Here is a 15,413-nt window from a genome sequence, read left to right as displayed (position 1 = left end):
ATCCTTAGCGTCTATTTGTAACCTGAGGGTTCGCCTCATTACTGGGTTGGATGGTGTTATTCACCGCAATTCGGCTGCCATTCTTAAGCTTTAACTGCCCACTGGTTACAATTGTTTCTCCTTCATTAATTCCTTTCAAAACGGCAACTTGATCCCCCCGTGTACCGCCTAAAGTAACAAAAACCTGCTGCACCGTAAGCATGGGTTGGTTTTTATCATCTTTCTTACCACTGTCTTTAACGACATAAACGATATCCCCGTAAGAATTAAAACTAATTGCCGATTGAGGTAATGTGATGTAGCTACGCTTTGACTGCACGTCTACGGTGGTATGCACAAACATACCAGGTTTTAATAAGAAACGAGGATTTAACAAAGTCGCCTCGACCTGCACATTACGTGTATTAACATCGACTTGAGGTTGAATAGTCGTGATTTTTCCTTTAAAGGTTTGCTCTGGAAAGGTATCGACCGAAACGGAAACCGATTGCCCCAGTTGCAGATCCGCCAATGATTGCTGTGGCAAGAAAAAGTCAGCGTAAATTATATTTAGATCCTGTAAGGCAGTGACTGTATCTCCTACATTAAGATATTGCCCTGGATTGACATTATTAATCCCTAATCGCCCTGAAAATGGCGCGCGCACCGTCTTTTTTTCTACAATGGCAGCTTGCTGCTCTACTTGTGCTTGCAGATTTTTAAGATTCCACCAATCAGTATCTACTACTTGTTTGCTCACTGCATTAACTTTAAGTTGGGCTTTATCCCGTTCATAAGTAATTTTAGCTAACTCCACTTGAGCCTGTAAGGAATGCAACTGCCCCAATTCGGCATCCGCATTTAGCTGCACTAAAACGGTGCCTTTTTCAATTTGAGCTCCGGGAGTAAACGAAATCGTTTTCACCATGCCTGCGAGTTCAGTAGTAACATTCACCCCAACGCGAGCTCGTAAGCTTCCAACTGCCTTCATCGTTGGCTGCCATAAAGACTTTTCTGCTTTCATGGTGGATACCGTGATTATCGGATTATCCATACTCGCAAAATATCGTCTCATCATGAGTCCTGTAAACGCTTTCCAGCCAAAAATTAAGCCAAAAAGTATCGCCAAGGATACCAACATAATTATCATTTGCTTTTTCAAGAAATTCTCTCTTAACTTGTATCTAAATCCTAAACGTCATCCTCACGACCATTAAATTAATGATCTCAGCCTTATTTCAGAATAACGCCTCCTACCCTTACAGACATTCTTTTACACACCAGGGTTTATGCCACCAGCCACCACCTAAAGCTTGGAATAAACCGGCTGTATCGGTATAACGTAAGGTCTGCGCCTGGATACGACTTAACAATGCTTGCTGATACTGTTGTTGCGCATTTAATAAGTTAATATAATTAACGCCCCCAAGGCGAAATTGTTGTACAGTCAATTTTAATGCGTCGCGTGCGGCATCTTCAGCACGAATATCTGCTTGTAATGTTCTTGCATCTGTTTCTATAGCACTTAAAACATCAGCCACATTTTGAAACGCTTGCAACACAGTTTGTTGGTACTGGGCCTTTGCCTGTTCAAAAGCAGCAATAGCTGCTCGACGTTGGGCAAATAAGGCGCCCCCACGAAATAACGGCTGCGCTACGGCCGCCCCAATCAACCAAACATTGTTGGGACCAGTAAAGAGCTTGGACCAAGAAATATTAAGCCACCCCTCATTACCTGTTAACGATACCTGCGGGAAAAGATTGGCAGTAGCCACACCGACTTGTGCGCAAGCGGAATGCAGCAACGCCTCCGCAGCCCGCACATCGGGACGTTGGCGCACCAACATTGAAGGAATGCTTAATGGCAATTCGGTAGGTAGTTTTAATCGATTTAAATCAAGCTTGGGTAAAGCCCCCTCAGGAAATTCACCAACCAGCACGGATAAGGAATGCTTCGCTAAAGATAAGCTTTTTTGTAATGGCGGTAAGGTTGCTTTAGATTGCTCCAGTAGAGTTTGCTGGGTCAATACATTTGCACGTGAAACCGCCCCCACATTAAATTGACTGTTTAAGATATTCAATAAGTCTTGTTCGATTTTAATCAAGCGACGGGTTGCATCAATTTGCGCTTGATAAGATGCAATATTTACGGCAGTAGTGACAATATTGGAGGCCAATGTAAGGTGCGCCGCGATTTCCTCAAATTGTTGATAATCTACCTTTGCACGCAAGGATTCAAGTTCTCGTCGCGACCCGCCGAATACATCAAGTACATAAGAAACGCTAAAGGCTGTACTATAAATGGAGAACGTAGAGCTTTGACCAGGAGTACCAATTTGCGCTGTTGCGTAACGTTGACGCTCTACACCGAAAGAGCCATTAATGGCGGGAAGTAACAAATTACCGACTTGTACCCGCCAATTTTCTCTCGCTTGGCGCAGCGCAGCTGAAGCCGAGGCCAAGGTAGGACTATTGTCTAAACCCGCCTGAACCAATTGATTAATTTCAGGTGATTGATAAAGTTCCCACCATAACAGAGGGATGTCTTTATTCTTAATAAAGGCTTGTGCTTTCCCCCCGACCCCGGCTGTCTTCACAGTCTTGGCAGGCAATGGTGATTCCGTATATTGCTTGACGGGTGGTAATGGCGGCGAGCGGAAATTAGGCCCGACCATACACCCAACCTGCAAAACAGAAAGTGAAAATACCCCAATAAACACCGCTGGGTGAGATCTAAAACCAACCACTAGCAACAGTCCTTTGCAACTTATAAATTTATGACTGTTAATCTATCATGAATTTATAAGAAAATGCATTGAAAAATCAGATAATAAAAACAAAATTGTAAAAAATAACTTTCATGGTCTTTTCCCGCCTTGAATAATAATTGCATTGCAAGCAAAATACCGATATTATAAAAGGCCAATTAATGACCACATTGAGCCAATAGAAGTCCATGGACAATGTTTAAGTTTAATTAATGAGAATTATTACCGTATTAGACAGTTACCCTCCTGACTTGAATGGAGGAGCCTATTTCACACATCGTCTCGCCTCGTTGTTACAAAAAAGAGGCCATGAAGTTTTAGTCATTTGCCCCTCCAAAACCGGGAAGCAAGCTTACCAAGAATATGATGGCGTACGCTTGTATGGCGCACGCTCCTGGCCAGTGTTTCTCTATAAAAACTTTCGCGTTTGTTTTCCTTTTTTTATTAAAAAGGGAATACTTAACGCAATTCAGGAATTTAAACCTGACCTCATTCATCTTCAGGGCAAATTTATTCTGGGAGGGATTTGTTATCGAGCTGGCAAGAAAATGGGCTTACCCATGATGGCGACAAACCATTTTATGCCAGAAAATTTTTTCCACTATACTAAACTCCCCAAGCGTTTCGAGCCTTGGTTTAACCGCACTTGCTGGCGCATTATTGTGGATATGTTGTCCCAAGTCGATGCCGTAACCACTCCGACTCAAACTGCCGCTCAATTACTCAAAAAAGCGCACTTAAGAAAAGAGGTTCATGCCATTTCTTGTGGTGTGGACTTACAAAAATTTAAACCAGGCCAGGATGCCCAACAAATTCGCCAACGCTTTGCCATACCGAAAAAGCCCATTCTGCTTTATACCGGACGCCTGGATCAGGAGAAAAATCTATCCATGGTAATGTATGCATTTCAGGCAGCCAGACAACAGGCTGATGCTCATTTTGTATTAACTGGTCACGGAGCTGAACGCCCCCGCCTGGAGCATCTAGTGCAGACATTAGGGCTCAGAGAGCATGTAACTTTTACCGGTTATTTAACTGATGATGACTATCCCAAAGTACACGGTTTAGCCCAATGTTTCGTAAACGCCTGCCCGGTTGAATTACAAAGCATTGTTGCTTTAGAAGCAATTGCCTCAGGGTTACCCTTGTTAGCAGTTAATGCTATGGCTCTGCCGGAATTGGTAACTCCAGGAGTAAATGGTTATCTATTTGCAGAAAATGATGTAAACGCCCTCACCAAATATTTGATTGAATTACTCACAGATGCGGAAAAAAGCCATCAAATGGGGAAATCAAGTAGAGAATTAGCAGAACAACACGACATTCAACGCACTATAGAGCGATATGAGGCGCTTTATCAGGAGATAGTAAATAAATGAAAATCATATGGTCAAATTATAAGGAACTCTGCCAAGATTCCCATTATCTCTGGACAACCCTGCTCGGCATTTCTTTACTGCTTTTTAGTTTTATTGTCGCCAATCAAGCTGGAATATATGCATCGCAGGTAGCTGGGCAGCAGGTGGACGATCTGATATTGCACTATTTACCCCTGCATAACGTTACTTTTATCCATGTTTATGCCGCCCTATTGTTCTGGATGGGCTTTACAACTTACATAATTGTTCACCCAGAAAAAATACCTTTTGTAACAAAGTCTGCCGCCCTGTTCATTCTCGTGCGCAGTGCATTTATATGCCTCACTCATTTAGGTGCTCCAACAAATGAATTAGCCATTCCCGAAAATCTAGCTTCTTTTTTCCTCTTTGATGGAGATCTCTTTTTTTCAGGCCATGTTGGCGGCCCTTTTTTGCTAATGTTACTTTTTTGGGATAACAAAAAAATTCGCTATTTTTGTTTTCTTTCCAGTGTTTTTTTTGCGTGTATTGTTCTTATTGGTCATATCCATTACAGCATCGATGTGTTTGCAGCACCATTTATTACTTATGGTGTTTATGCACTGTCTTGTTCCTTTTTTGCTAAAGATTATCATCTTTTTACACAACAAGTGCCTCCAGCCAAGGCTAACTTTTTAAGGAGTGACACCAATGTCTAGCGTAAAAATTATTGGAATGGGACGTTATTTGCCTAGAAATAAAGTTTTATCTACAGAATTGGATGCCAAACTTCAGCTAGCCGAAGGAAGTGTACAAAAAAAATCCGGCCTAATTTCACGATATTTTGCATCTAGGGATGAAACAACTTCTTATATGGGTGCTCAAGCTGCTCGTATTGCCGTAGAAAAAGCTCAGATTAACTTAAAGGATCTGGATGCAATTATCAGCGCCTGTGGCGTAGGGGAACAAGCCATCCCCTGCACTGCGGCCTTAATTCAACAACAGCTAGGCCTCGAATCATCAGGAATTGCCTGTTTTGATGTAAATAGTACTTGCCTAAGTTTTATCACCGCCTTAGATATTGCCTCCCATTTGCTTGCCGGCGGACGTTTTAAACGAATCTTAATCGTTTCTAGCGAAATCGCCTCTCTAGGGCTTAATTGGCAGGATATGGAATCCTGCACTATTTTTGGCGATGGGGCTGCAGCCTGTGTTTTGGAACAAAGTGACGGGAGAGAACGTATTCTTTCAGCACATCATGAAACTCATAGTATCGGTGCCAATATATGCAAAATCGATGCGGGTGGTACACGCGTGCCAAACCCAACTGCGGAGCAATCCTTATTCTATATGGAAGGAAAAAAAGTCTTTAAATTAGCCTCTAAATTATTAGATAGTTTGATGGAGAATCTCTTAAACAAAGCTCAGGTTTCACTGAACGATATTCATTGGATTATTCCTCATCAAGCCAGCTTACTGGCTATGCAACACATCCAAAAAAGACTAAATATTCCGCAAGAAAAGTATGTCTCCATTTACCCCCACCACGGGAATCAAATTGCTGCATCAATCCCCACAGCGCTATGCCACCTAATTGACACTCAGCAATTACAACGCGGACAATTGGTGCTACTTTTAGGTACTGGCGCAGGAATTGCGGCAGGCGGGCTTATTCTGGAGTACTAAAAATGGTTTCTGTAGTTACAGGGGCGACAGGATGTTTAGGGCTGAATTTAACTCAGCGTTTGCTGGGGCAAGGCATGGAGGTCATCGCTTTAGGACGTAATGAAGCTTTGGGTAAAATCCTTTCGCACGCAGGGGCGCGTTTTATTAACGTAGATTTACACGATAAAGTAAAACTAAAAAAAGCAATTCCTCATGAAACACAAACCATATTCCATTGTGCCGCCCTCTCTAGCCCGTGGGGACGTTATCAAGATTTTTATACGGCTAATGTTTTGGGAACACAGCATGTTATTGACAGCACTGCAGAAGCAACACGTTTAGTTCATGTTTCATCACCAAGCATCTACTTTGATTTTAGCGAACGACATAACATTAAAGAACTGGAGCCATTACCGGAAAAACCCGCAAATCATTATGTCAAAACCAAGTTAATGGCGGAAGAATTAATTGATAAGGCCTATCGAGAAAAAAATCTTAATGTGATCACTCTCCGACCTCGCGCCATCTTTGGGCCCTATGATCGCGCAATTTTCCCCCGCCTACTACAAAGCGAACGCAAAGGTGTTTTACCTATTATTGGTAGTGGACAGAACCTTATTGATATTACCTATGTTGATAATGTAGTAGAAAGCTTACTCTTAGCAGCTAAAGCAAACACTCAATTTTGTGGCAATAAATATAATATTACTAATGATGAGCCCCAAACCTTAATCTACATACTGAAGCAATTATTTGATGCGCTGCAAAAACCCTTTACCCCTAAGTTTATCCCTTATGCCCTAGCCAAAAATTATGCTGCATGTTTGGAAAAAATTTATCGTTTACCATTTATACATTTGGAGCCCCGCTTAACGAAATACAGCGCTGGCGTTTTATCTTTAGGACAAACTTTAAATATAGAAGCAGCCCAAAACGATTTAGGCTATAAGCCGTTGTTTAGTATTTCTCAAGGAATAGAGCGCTTCGCAAAGTGGTACCAACATCATGATTGAATATCAATTATTTGAAGCAGGGTATTGCAAGCATTGCGAGCGAATGACCCTAAAATCTGGACGTATGCAACAATGTGACTACCCTGCACTTTGCGCTTTAATTAAGCACCCACAGCAGGGGTATATTTTATTTGATACCGGATATAGTGATCGCTTCTTCCAGCTTACTCAAAAATTTCCCTTTTCACTCTACCGACGGCTTACTCCGGTGGTTTTAAAGAAATCCCTAAAACAACAACTGGAAGAGCAGCACATTCAAGCAAGCGAAATTCGCACTATTGTTATCTCACATTTTCATGCCGATCACATTGGTGGTTTAAAAGATTTTCCACATGCCCAGTTTGTCTGTCATCCTCAAGCCATCAGTGGTATAGATAATAAAAAAGGAATCCGTGCGCTAATTAAAGGTTTTTTACCTGATTTGCTTCCCAAAGATTTCTATGAGCGCTTAGTGCTTCTAAAGCAAGAAATCGTTCTACCTACGGAATTATCGCCGTTTACTTCTGGCTATGATTTATTTAACGATGGCCAATTAATTGCCATATCTTTGCCTGGTCATGCTAGAGGACAAATCGGTTTGTATTTTAAAGCCAATGAGAATAAAGAAACCTTTTTAATTGCCGATAGCTGCTGGCATCAGGAAACCTTTAAAGAATTAATTTATCCCAGTAATCTGACTTATTTAATCCATGAGGATAAGCAAGCGTATCAAAACACGATTCTTCAGTTGCATCAATTACATCGACAAAACCAAGCCCTGGATATTATTCCTGCGCATTGCCAACTCATACGTGCTCGCATTAAAAAGGTAAGTTCATGATTCTTAGGTTACTCTATTATTATTTCAAAACCCAATACTTAAGCCAGTGTTTTCGTAACCGCGAGCAATTATCTGCCTATCAGGAAAAAAGGTTTAAAAAACTGGTGAAAAATACGTTAGGGAAATCGCCCTTTTATCAGCCCTATTTAGACAAACCATTCATTCAATGGCCCATCATAAATAAAAAAATAATGATGCAGCATTTTGACGAAATTAATACGATAAATATAAAAAAAGATCATGCTCTGGAAGTTGCTTTACGCGCGGAAAATTCACGTGATTTTTCACCTTTAATTGGGGATGTTGCTGTAGGCCTTTCTTCTGGAACCTCAGGCAATCGGGGATTGTTTCTTGCAAGCCCTAAAGAACGGGATGCATGGGCTGGAATCTTATTGGCTAAAGCCCTACCGCACGGCTTAAAAAAACAAGAGCGCGTTGCCTTTTTCTTACGTGCCAACAATCAGCTTTATACCACTTTAAGTAAAAGTAAAAAAATTCAATTCCATTTTTTTGATTTACTCGAATGTTTTGCTGCCCATAAAGAACGACTTACCCAATTACAACCCACTATCCTCTCGGCACCTGCAAGTGTTTTATTAGCTTTAGCAAAACAACGCGTAGCAATAAAACCGCAAAAAATCTTTGCTGTAGCTGAAGTTTTGGAGCCACGTGATGCAGCCATCATCGCAGAAGCTTTTGCTTGCTCAGTATCACAGGTCTATCAATGTACCGAAGGGTTTTTAGCAATTAGTGATAAAAACAACAATCGTTTATTGATGAATGAAGAGTTTTTAATTATCGAAAAAGAATGGATTGATGAGCGAAGGTTTATTCCCATCATTACCGATCTGTTACGTACTACCCAACCGATTATTCGCTATCGTCTCGATGATGTATTAATCGAAGAACCATCCTCTAGTGTATTTACCCAATTAACGGGAATTGAAGGACGCGTGGGTGATATTTGCTATGCTACCAAAGCGGATAAGATACAGCCTGTTTTTGCCGATCTCATTCGCCAAAAAATGGCCTCATTTCCCTTTGAGTTTGACGACTATACTATTCAACAACATGATTTAAACCAATTTAGCATCCAAATCACCCCCGAGTTAATTGCAAAAGATGCCTTAATTGCTCATTTAAATGAGCTTTTTCAAGATTATGATCGCCCTAATTGGGAATGGCAGCCCTTTATTAAAAAAGACTTTAGTACGAAGAATCGTAGAATTCAAACCATGCCTGAATTGGTGAATAAGATTCAAAATAGCTAGAGAAATTTTACAATGACTTGTAGGCCTAACATAGAGCGCTAGTGGCTCGATACTTTGCTGGGTCATGGGCCCAACCTACAATTTATAAATATCTTTAACCAGTATCATTAACAATTTACAACCAACCTACATTGACTCCTTATCGGCTTTATTTTAGCATCAACCCACTCAGAGAAGGGGAAAGCAACGATGCTCATCCATGAAAAAATAGATGCACAAGGGAACTACCTGGAGTTTCCTGGAGTTACCGTCATTGCAGATGTAGATAATAAGGATAAAGACTTCTGGTTACACATCTATGGGTTACTTAATGGGGCCAAAAAATTGCGCAGCTATTATGCTCCCCTGCCTTGCTCCAGTTATCATATGACCACCAATAACTTATACACTGAAAGTGACGCCCCTAATAACTGGCCAACATTGCTTAATGACGAGCGATTCCAACATCTTCATGCAAAGTTAACGGCTAACTCCTTTACTCCTACAGCAAAGATCGTGGCGATTAAAGCATCTTATGCCTTGCAATTAAATCTAATACTTCCTCAATCCCAATATACGTTGGTTAAAGCCATAGCTGATGAGTTCGGTATAGAAAACAAAATCCCGCAAACATTCCATGTTACTTTAGCTTATGCATACAAGGAACTCAGTGATGTGCAAATAATCGCTCCTGAAATTGAACGACTTGCTTCTTTATGTCTTAAAAAGGAGTTTACAATGCGGCCGCCTAGGCTGTGTTTTTTCCACGACATGCAACAATTTTTTTCCTGGGATGGGAAAAATAATCCGTTTAAAATGAATGCACAATTGTAGCCTTGATACCCGCGCAGCATATTCAAGGAGATTACGCTAGAAACCTTAATTATGTCGCACGGCACCAAGACTGCATAAAATTATTTAACGTTTAAAGATGCGATGCTCGTTGAATACCATGCCCCACATTGGTCACGTCTTTACCAAAGCCTTTAACTGTACCACATGCGGTTAGCATCCATGCAGTAGTTAAAAAAACACAAATCATTATTATTTTTTTCGTTCTGTTCATGATTTTCCTCTCTTCTTGAGTTTGAAAATTAGGGCCTTTCTTTCCTTATTTTAGTCCACATTCTGATAGACCGCCAAAAAACAATCACTATGAACACTATTAAATCTTCAACAGTTGCCGTTCTTGTCGATGCAAAAAAGGAGGCATCATAAAGGTATATTTTCCATAAAAATATTGATAAATTAAGGCGCTTATAAGAAAGAACAGGGATTTAAATTTGCGCTCGCTCTTATTAACAGGCCTTTGCTGTGCATCTGTATTAACCGGTTGCAAACTTCATAGCGTGACCTCAAGTCATACGCCTCAAATTAATGCCTCTAATTTGGCAGTAGCCCATGTTTATAAGATCCCAAGCACCAATCAACCCAAGAGCGGCCTTACTCGCTTTAATGATCCCCAACTCCATCAGCTAATTGGCGTAGCGCTAACAGATGGACCTGATATACGTAGTGCCTGGGCACGTATTGACCGTGCCCGACAAATTGCTAAAGGTGCCTTTTCCGCACTTTGGCCGTCAGCAGATCTCCAAGGCTCTATTGCCAAAGACCACTTTTCCTTTCACGGAGTAGTTCCCCCACCATTCACTGAAATAATAGCGAACCAAGCTCGTATCGAAAACCTGGCATTAAATTTTAACTACGAACTGGATTTGTGGGGCAAAAATCGGGAAACTTTTGCGAGCAGCGTCAATGAAAGTTTTGCGACACATATGGATATGGAGGAAACACGGTTAATTTTAAGTTCGACCATTGCCTCAGTTTATTTTGATCTACAAAATAATCTGCTTCAGCAACAATTAGCAAAAGAAAATGTACGCATTTTAGAAGAACTTGAACAGATTGTTACCGATCGTGCCAAACAGGGTGTGGAGTCAGACATTCCCGTAAAAACAGCCATCTCAAGCACCCAAGCAGCTCGCCTATCGGTTGATGACTATCATCGAGCAGAAATGCAGGCACGCCACCAATTAGCGACCTTAATGGGAAAAAATCCGTTCAATACAGAGATTGAAGTCACTAAATTTCTCTATAATAAACACGAACTAGCATTACCTAAAATAATTCCTGCAAATTTACTAGGCCGCCGACCCGATATTGTAGCCACGCGCGCCCGTGCTCAAGCAGCAGCACATTTAATAAAAGTAGCCAAAGCAGCCTTTTTCCCCAATATTAATTTAAGCGGTGTGCTTAGCTTACAATCATTTTACTTTAGCAAGCTGTTCCATATTGCCCTCCAAACTGAAGGGGTTAAAGCCGCACTCGAATTACCTATTTTTGATGCAGGAGCCCGCAAAGCAAATCTAGGCGTAAAGCGTGCAGAGTACGAGCTTGCGGTGAATCTATACAATCAAACGATTTTAAATGCCTTACGTGAAGTTAGCGATCAAATGACCGCGGTACAAACACTCAATAAACAAGTTAATTCTCAAGAAAAAGCAGCACATGCGACCGAAATCAATTACCGGTTATTTCGGTCACGTTATGCTAGCGGAGTCATTGATTACGTGCAGCTTCTTGAAATAAAACAATTAGTAGTGCAACAAAAATCACTGCTCATTAGTTTACAAACCCGTCAAAAACAAGCTTTTGTAGCCTTATTAGCAGCCCTTGGTGGCGAGGTATCATTATGACCCAAAAAGAAGAACGCGTTGGTGCAACCCCAGAGACCCTACACAAGCGTAAAATAGCGATGTTAGCCCTTGGAGGCCTATTTTTATTTATTGCAATTATCTGGCTTATCTATTGGCTTATTTGGGGACAATTTGAAGAATATACCGATGATGCTTATGTCAGCGGTAATTTGGTCCAGCTCATGGCGCAAATACCGGGAACCGTGATTGAAGTTCATACCGAAGACACGCAAATGGTTAAAGAAGGACAGGTCCTTATTAAAATGGATCAGGCTGACTATGCCATAGCCTTGCAAAAAGCCAAAGCCGATTTAGGCCAAACAGTGCGCCAAGTCCGCCAATATTTTGAAAATGCTGCTCAGGCACGACAAAATGTAATCTTAGATAAGGCAAATCTAATCAAAGCGCAACTGGACCTAAAACGTCGCAAAGGATTGGTAGGTAACCGAGCCGTATCACGTGAAGAAATGCAACACTACCAAACAGCATTGGATGCAGCCCAAGCGAGCTACCAAGCATCCCTACGTCAATTAGATGCCGCAAATGCATTAATTGAAAACACTAACCTGTATAACCACCCCCTCGTGGAAGCAGCCAAAGCGAATCTTAAAAACGCTTATTTAAATATCCAAAGAACAACTATTGTCGCCCCAGTCACAGGATTCATTGCCAAACGAAATATCCATCCAGGGCAACAAATCGCACGAGACACTGCAATGCTTGCGATTGTCCCCTTGCATGATACCTGGGTTGATGCCAACTATAAGGAATCTTCGCTGAAGCATATTCGCGTAGGCCAACCGGTTCTTCTCTATGCAGATGCCTACCCGGGCATAACCTATCATGGCAACGTACTTGGACTGAATGCCGGAACTGGCTCTGCATTTTCCTTACTGCCGCCGCAGAATGCTACGGGGAACTGGATTAAAATCGTTCAACGATTGCCCGTACGGATTCAACTTGATGAAAAAGAAGTGGAAAAAAACCCATTACAAATTGGCCTCTCAATGCGGGTTACAGTGGATACGAGCAACCGCGATGGCAGTAGAATGCCGACGACCAATAACGCGCTATTTAAATATAAAACTACGGTCTTTGCTGACCAGTTAGCCAAAGTAGACACGCTCATTGATTCCATATTAAAAGCAAACTCCCCTGATATGTCTTTACCTAAGGCAGAACAGCATGACTGAGTTTCCTCCACTAACTGGCAGTCGACTGGGATTAATGACCTTTTCCTTGTCATTAGCCATTTTTATGAATGTTCTTGATGTATCTATTGCGAATGTGGCGATTCCAACCATTGCTGGAGATCTCGGTGTAAGTCCAGATAATGGGACGTGGGTCATTACTTCTTTTGCGGTAAGCCAAGCCATTATGTTGCCACTTACCGGCTGGCTTGCGCGCCGTTTTGGTGAAGTCCGCCTATTTCTATTTTCTACCGCCTTATTTACCATTACCTCCGTTCTCTGTGGTTTATCGTTTAATCTGCCCATGCTTATTTTTTTCCGGGTAGTACAAGGAGCGGTTTCTGGCCCCATGATTCCTTTATCGCAAAGTATATTGCTAGCAAACTACCCTCCGGAGAAAAGAGGCTTAGCTACAGGAATATGGGCGATGACAGCGGTAGTTGGGCCCATACTTGGACCGATTCTGGGCGGTTATATTACCGATAATTACACCTGGCCCTGGATTTTCTATATTAATGTCCCTGTCGGTATTTTTTCGGTGATTTTTACCATGATCACCCTATCAGGAAGAGAAACTCCCATCGTCAAGCGTCCAATCGATTATGTCGGTTTAATCTTATTAATTATTGGTATTGGCTGTTTACAAGTTTTATTAGATAAAGGCCAGGACTTAGATTGGTTTCATTCCAATATCATTATTTCCTTAAGCATTATGTCCTTGATCGCACTAAGCTTTTTAGTGGTTTGGTTACTAACACAGTGCGATCCAATTATTGACCTGTACTTATTTAAAAACAGAAATTTTACCATTGGGGTTATTTGTCTGACCCTCGGCTTTTTAGTCTATTTTTCTAACGTGGTTATTTTCCCATTATGGTTACAAACACAAATGGGTTATACCCCGACTTGGGCAGGTCTTGCCGTAGCGCCTGTAGGGATTATCCCGTTTATTCTTACTCCTATTGTAGGAAATTACATGGGCAGATTTGATTTACGCATGGTAACAAGCATTGGCTTTGTGGTGTTTGCTTTTACCTCCTACTGGCAATCCTTATTCTATACGGATATCGGATTTATCCAACTTATTGAACCGCGCTTTGTACAAGGATTCGGTCTTGCCTTTTTCTTTACCCCGCTCGTGGCCATGATTTTAGCTGACCTACCCCCTGAAAAAATGGCAAGTGCTCTTGGTCTGGGGAATTTCTTCCGAATTCTAGGTGGAAGTTTTGGAACATCAATTAGTGTCACGCTCTGGAATGATAGAGAAGCTTTACATCAAAGCCATCTCGTAGAATACGTCAATGCTTTTAGCCCCTTCACTCAACAAGCACTTGACCAATTACACTCATTAGGAATCCATGGGATAAAACGTTTCGGGGTACTCTATGAAACCATAATTAATCAAGCATTCATGCTGGCTACAAATGATATATTCAGGGCTTCCGCTTGGGTCTTCACTTTTTTACTGGCACTGGTTTGGCTTGCCAAACCAACTTATGTGAAATCAGGTGGGCCTATTGCTGCAGAATGATTGTTTATAAAGCAATTTTTATCTATAATCCGTTTCGATTTTAAACAATAAGGTGCTTTAAAATGAATAAATGGATGGTATTAGCAGCATCAAGCTTTATGGTAATGAATGCTCATGCAAAAGAGTTTTACTGTGGCTATAAAGATTATTTTCGTTTAAGCGATGATACACACCCCGAGATTCATATTGTCAATGGATTTAGCGATCAAGATATTATTCTGCAAATGATAGGACCTCGCAGCTTCCTTATCAGAGATTCTTATCAATGCAAAAGCGGATATGCCCACGTTACTGTGGCCTATGATGCAGAGAACTGGTGTGTACTCGATATTAAAGATGGTCCTTACATGAATCATCCTAAAGTTAATGCCTCTTGCAATGGCATTCGTTATCTTGAAACCGAATATGATGGCTGGGGTAGCTATTCATATACCATTAAACTCGATTAAAAATCGTCTCGTACTTAACACCTTGTGTTTGTAGGCAACTTTCCATCATTGTGAACTCAGTGAAGCACCCCAAAACGATGCTTCGTTAGTACTGCTTCACTGAGTTCACAATGACGCTTGCACTACCTAGTTCTCTCTTCTCCTCGCATTCTTCCTGGTTATGCTTGACAAACACTGATCAATTAAATAACATATCAATCCAAATTTAATCATGAGAAACAACAAATGACTAACTTTTTTCGTAGTCGCCAAACAAAACAATTAATAGGTGATGTGGGGATTGGCGCACTTCATACCGCAAAAAATGGTGTTTTTGGCGGTCTTTTAATTGGTGCTACTGTTCCAACTATTGGCTCTCTTGTTATGACCGCAAGTGCTGCTGCTCTTGGTGGGGCGCTTTTAGTTATACCAGCAATGATGGCCTATAAGGCATTCATTAATACTGAATATTTTGATAAATCTTTTCTTACCTACATGGAAAATACAGGATTCAAAGCGGCCTTTGCTTTTACTGCAGGTTGCCTGGGAGCGGCTATTTTAGGAACCGCAATCCTCCAAGTCGGGGTAGCTTGCCTCGCCGCATCAATAACGTTCAGCCTCCTTGCAAAAATGACGCAAATGATTATTGCGGCAACAACTGATAGTTATTCTGTAGATACGCAGTTAGTGGCAAGAGTAACAGCATAATCCACACATTGCTCGGGGTAATATAGCC

Annotated in this window: 15 protein-coding genes; 12 read left to right on the top strand and 3 right to left on the bottom strand. The window is 41.4% G+C overall.

Features of this window, described 5'->3' with window-relative positions; all coding sequences use genetic code 11:
- Nucleotides 1-4: 4 nt before the first annotated feature.
- Together E1P08_RS09795 and E1P08_RS09790 are read right to left on the bottom strand one after the other, a co-directional pair.
- Nucleotides 5-1,141 carry an efflux RND transporter periplasmic adaptor subunit gene (locus E1P08_RS09795; protein WP_242602425.1) on the bottom strand — a complete coding sequence of 379 codons (1,137 nt, stop codon included), beginning with the start codon at nucleotides 1,139-1,141 and terminating at the stop codon, nucleotides 5-7.
- Between the two features lie 97 nt (nucleotides 1,142-1,238).
- A complete protein-coding gene (locus E1P08_RS09790; RefSeq protein ID WP_133136844.1) occupies nucleotides 1,239-2,726 on the bottom strand; it encodes an efflux transporter outer membrane subunit in 1,488 nt (495 codons plus the stop codon).
- Nucleotides 2,727-2,959: 233 nt separating this feature from the next.
- On the opposite strand from E1P08_RS09790, the gene E1P08_RS09785 reads away from it, so the two are divergent.
- The 7 genes from E1P08_RS09785 (at nucleotide 2,960) to E1P08_RS09755 (ending at nucleotide 9,666) form a co-directional block, all read left to right on the top strand.
- Entirely contained in the window at nucleotides 2,960-4,126 is a 1,167-nt protein-coding gene (locus E1P08_RS09785) for a glycosyltransferase family 4 protein (RefSeq protein WP_133136843.1), read from the top strand.
- Nucleotides 4,123-4,803 (top strand): phosphatase PAP2-related protein, encoded by a 681-nt coding sequence (locus tag E1P08_RS09780; protein ID WP_133136842.1) that lies wholly within the window; start codon nucleotides 4,123-4,125, stop codon nucleotides 4,801-4,803. Before E1P08_RS09785 ends, E1P08_RS09780 begins: the two co-directional genes overlap by 4 nt.
- The gene (locus tag E1P08_RS09775; protein WP_133136841.1) at nucleotides 4,796-5,770 is read left to right on the top strand and encodes a beta-ketoacyl-ACP synthase III; all 975 of its coding nucleotides are present in this window, start codon (nucleotides 4,796-4,798) and stop codon (nucleotides 5,768-5,770) included. Before E1P08_RS09780 ends, E1P08_RS09775 begins: the two co-directional genes overlap by 8 nt.
- Before the next feature lie 2 nt (nucleotides 5,771-5,772).
- The gene (locus tag E1P08_RS09770; protein WP_133136840.1) at nucleotides 5,773-6,762 is read left to right on the top strand and encodes an NAD-dependent epimerase/dehydratase family protein; all 990 of its coding nucleotides are present in this window, start codon (nucleotides 5,773-5,775) and stop codon (nucleotides 6,760-6,762) included.
- On the top strand, nucleotides 6,755-7,582 hold the full coding sequence (locus tag E1P08_RS09765; RefSeq protein ID WP_133136839.1) for an MBL fold metallo-hydrolase: 828 nt from the start codon (nucleotides 6,755-6,757) through the stop codon (nucleotides 7,580-7,582). The genes E1P08_RS09770 and E1P08_RS09765 overlap by 8 nt, the downstream gene beginning before the upstream one ends.
- The gene (locus tag E1P08_RS09760; RefSeq protein WP_133136838.1) at nucleotides 7,579-8,853 is read left to right on the top strand and encodes a F390 synthetase-related protein; all 1,275 of its coding nucleotides are present in this window, start codon (nucleotides 7,579-7,581) and stop codon (nucleotides 8,851-8,853) included. Before E1P08_RS09765 ends, E1P08_RS09760 begins: the two co-directional genes overlap by 4 nt.
- Nucleotides 8,854-9,042: 189 nt before the next feature.
- Nucleotides 9,043-9,666: a DUF1868 domain-containing protein gene (locus E1P08_RS09755; RefSeq protein ID WP_133136837.1), complete on the top strand. Its 624-nt coding sequence runs from the start codon at nucleotides 9,043-9,045 to the stop codon at nucleotides 9,664-9,666.
- 91 nt (nucleotides 9,667-9,757) lie between these two features.
- On the opposite strand, the gene E1P08_RS09750 is transcribed toward E1P08_RS09755, so the two are convergent.
- Nucleotides 9,758-9,898 carry an entericidin A/B family lipoprotein gene (locus tag E1P08_RS09750; RefSeq protein ID WP_133136836.1) on the bottom strand — a complete coding sequence of 47 codons (141 nt, stop codon included), beginning with the start codon at nucleotides 9,896-9,898 and terminating at the stop codon, nucleotides 9,758-9,760.
- A gap of 217 nt (nucleotides 9,899-10,115) precedes the next feature.
- Between E1P08_RS09750 and E1P08_RS09745 the strand changes: the two genes are divergently transcribed.
- The 5 genes from E1P08_RS09745 (at nucleotide 10,116) to E1P08_RS09725 (ending at nucleotide 15,385) form a co-directional block, all read left to right on the top strand.
- Nucleotides 10,116-11,528, top strand: coding sequence for an efflux transporter outer membrane subunit (locus E1P08_RS09745; RefSeq protein ID WP_133136835.1), 1,413 nt, complete (start codon nucleotides 10,116-10,118; stop codon nucleotides 11,526-11,528).
- Entirely contained in the window at nucleotides 11,525-12,721 is a 1,197-nt protein-coding gene (locus E1P08_RS09740; protein ID WP_133136834.1) for an HlyD/EmrA/EmrK family protein, read from the top strand. Before E1P08_RS09745 ends, E1P08_RS09740 begins: the two co-directional genes overlap by 4 nt.
- The gene (locus tag E1P08_RS09735; protein ID WP_133136833.1) at nucleotides 12,714-14,249 is read left to right on the top strand and encodes a DHA2 family efflux MFS transporter permease subunit; all 1,536 of its coding nucleotides are present in this window, start codon (nucleotides 12,714-12,716) and stop codon (nucleotides 14,247-14,249) included. Before E1P08_RS09740 ends, E1P08_RS09735 begins: the two co-directional genes overlap by 8 nt.
- 62 nt (nucleotides 14,250-14,311) lie before the next feature.
- The gene (locus E1P08_RS09730; protein ID WP_133136832.1) at nucleotides 14,312-14,698 is read left to right on the top strand and encodes a hypothetical protein; all 387 of its coding nucleotides are present in this window, start codon (nucleotides 14,312-14,314) and stop codon (nucleotides 14,696-14,698) included.
- 225 nt (nucleotides 14,699-14,923) lie between these two features.
- The gene (locus E1P08_RS09725; protein WP_133136831.1) at nucleotides 14,924-15,385 is read left to right on the top strand and encodes a hypothetical protein; all 462 of its coding nucleotides are present in this window, start codon (nucleotides 14,924-14,926) and stop codon (nucleotides 15,383-15,385) included.
- The last annotated feature ends 28 nt before the right edge of the window (nucleotides 15,386-15,413 follow it).

This window comes from Legionella rowbothamii (genome assembly GCF_900639985.1).
Classification (GTDB): domain Bacteria; phylum Pseudomonadota; class Gammaproteobacteria; order Legionellales; family Legionellaceae; genus Legionella; species Legionella rowbothamii.
This window is presented reverse-complemented; position numbering and strand designations above follow the sequence as displayed.

Excerpts from the sequence above, each read along its gene's own strand:
- E1P08_RS09785 (WP_133136843.1), top strand. The coding sequence starts at position 2,960 with ATGAGAATTATTACCGTATTAGACAGTTACCCTCCTGACTTGAATGGA.
- E1P08_RS09740 (WP_133136834.1), top strand. The coding sequence starts at position 11,525 with ATGACCCAAAAAGAAGAACGCGTTGGTGCAACCCCAGAGACCCTACAC.
- E1P08_RS09735 (WP_133136833.1), top strand. The coding sequence starts at position 12,714 with ATGACTGAGTTTCCTCCACTAACTGGCAGTCGACTGGGATTAATGACC.
- E1P08_RS09770 (WP_133136840.1), top strand. The coding sequence starts at position 5,773 with ATGGTTTCTGTAGTTACAGGGGCGACAGGATGTTTAGGGCTGAATTTA.
- E1P08_RS09760 (WP_133136838.1), top strand. The coding sequence starts at position 7,579 with ATGATTCTTAGGTTACTCTATTATTATTTCAAAACCCAATACTTAAGC.
- E1P08_RS09755 (WP_133136837.1), top strand. The coding sequence starts at position 9,043 with ATGCTCATCCATGAAAAAATAGATGCACAAGGGAACTACCTGGAGTTT.
- E1P08_RS09725 (WP_133136831.1), top strand. The coding sequence starts at position 14,924 with ATGACTAACTTTTTTCGTAGTCGCCAAACAAAACAATTAATAGGTGAT.
- E1P08_RS09765 (WP_133136839.1), top strand. The coding sequence starts at position 6,755 with ATGATTGAATATCAATTATTTGAAGCAGGGTATTGCAAGCATTGCGAG.
- E1P08_RS09780 (WP_133136842.1), top strand. The coding sequence starts at position 4,123 with ATGAAAATCATATGGTCAAATTATAAGGAACTCTGCCAAGATTCCCAT.
- E1P08_RS09775 (WP_133136841.1), top strand. The coding sequence starts at position 4,796 with ATGTCTAGCGTAAAAATTATTGGAATGGGACGTTATTTGCCTAGAAAT.
- E1P08_RS09730 (WP_133136832.1), top strand. The coding sequence starts at position 14,312 with ATGAATAAATGGATGGTATTAGCAGCATCAAGCTTTATGGTAATGAAT.
- E1P08_RS09750 (WP_133136836.1), bottom strand. The coding sequence starts at position 9,898 with ATGAACAGAACGAAAAAAATAATAATGATTTGTGTTTTTTTAACTACT.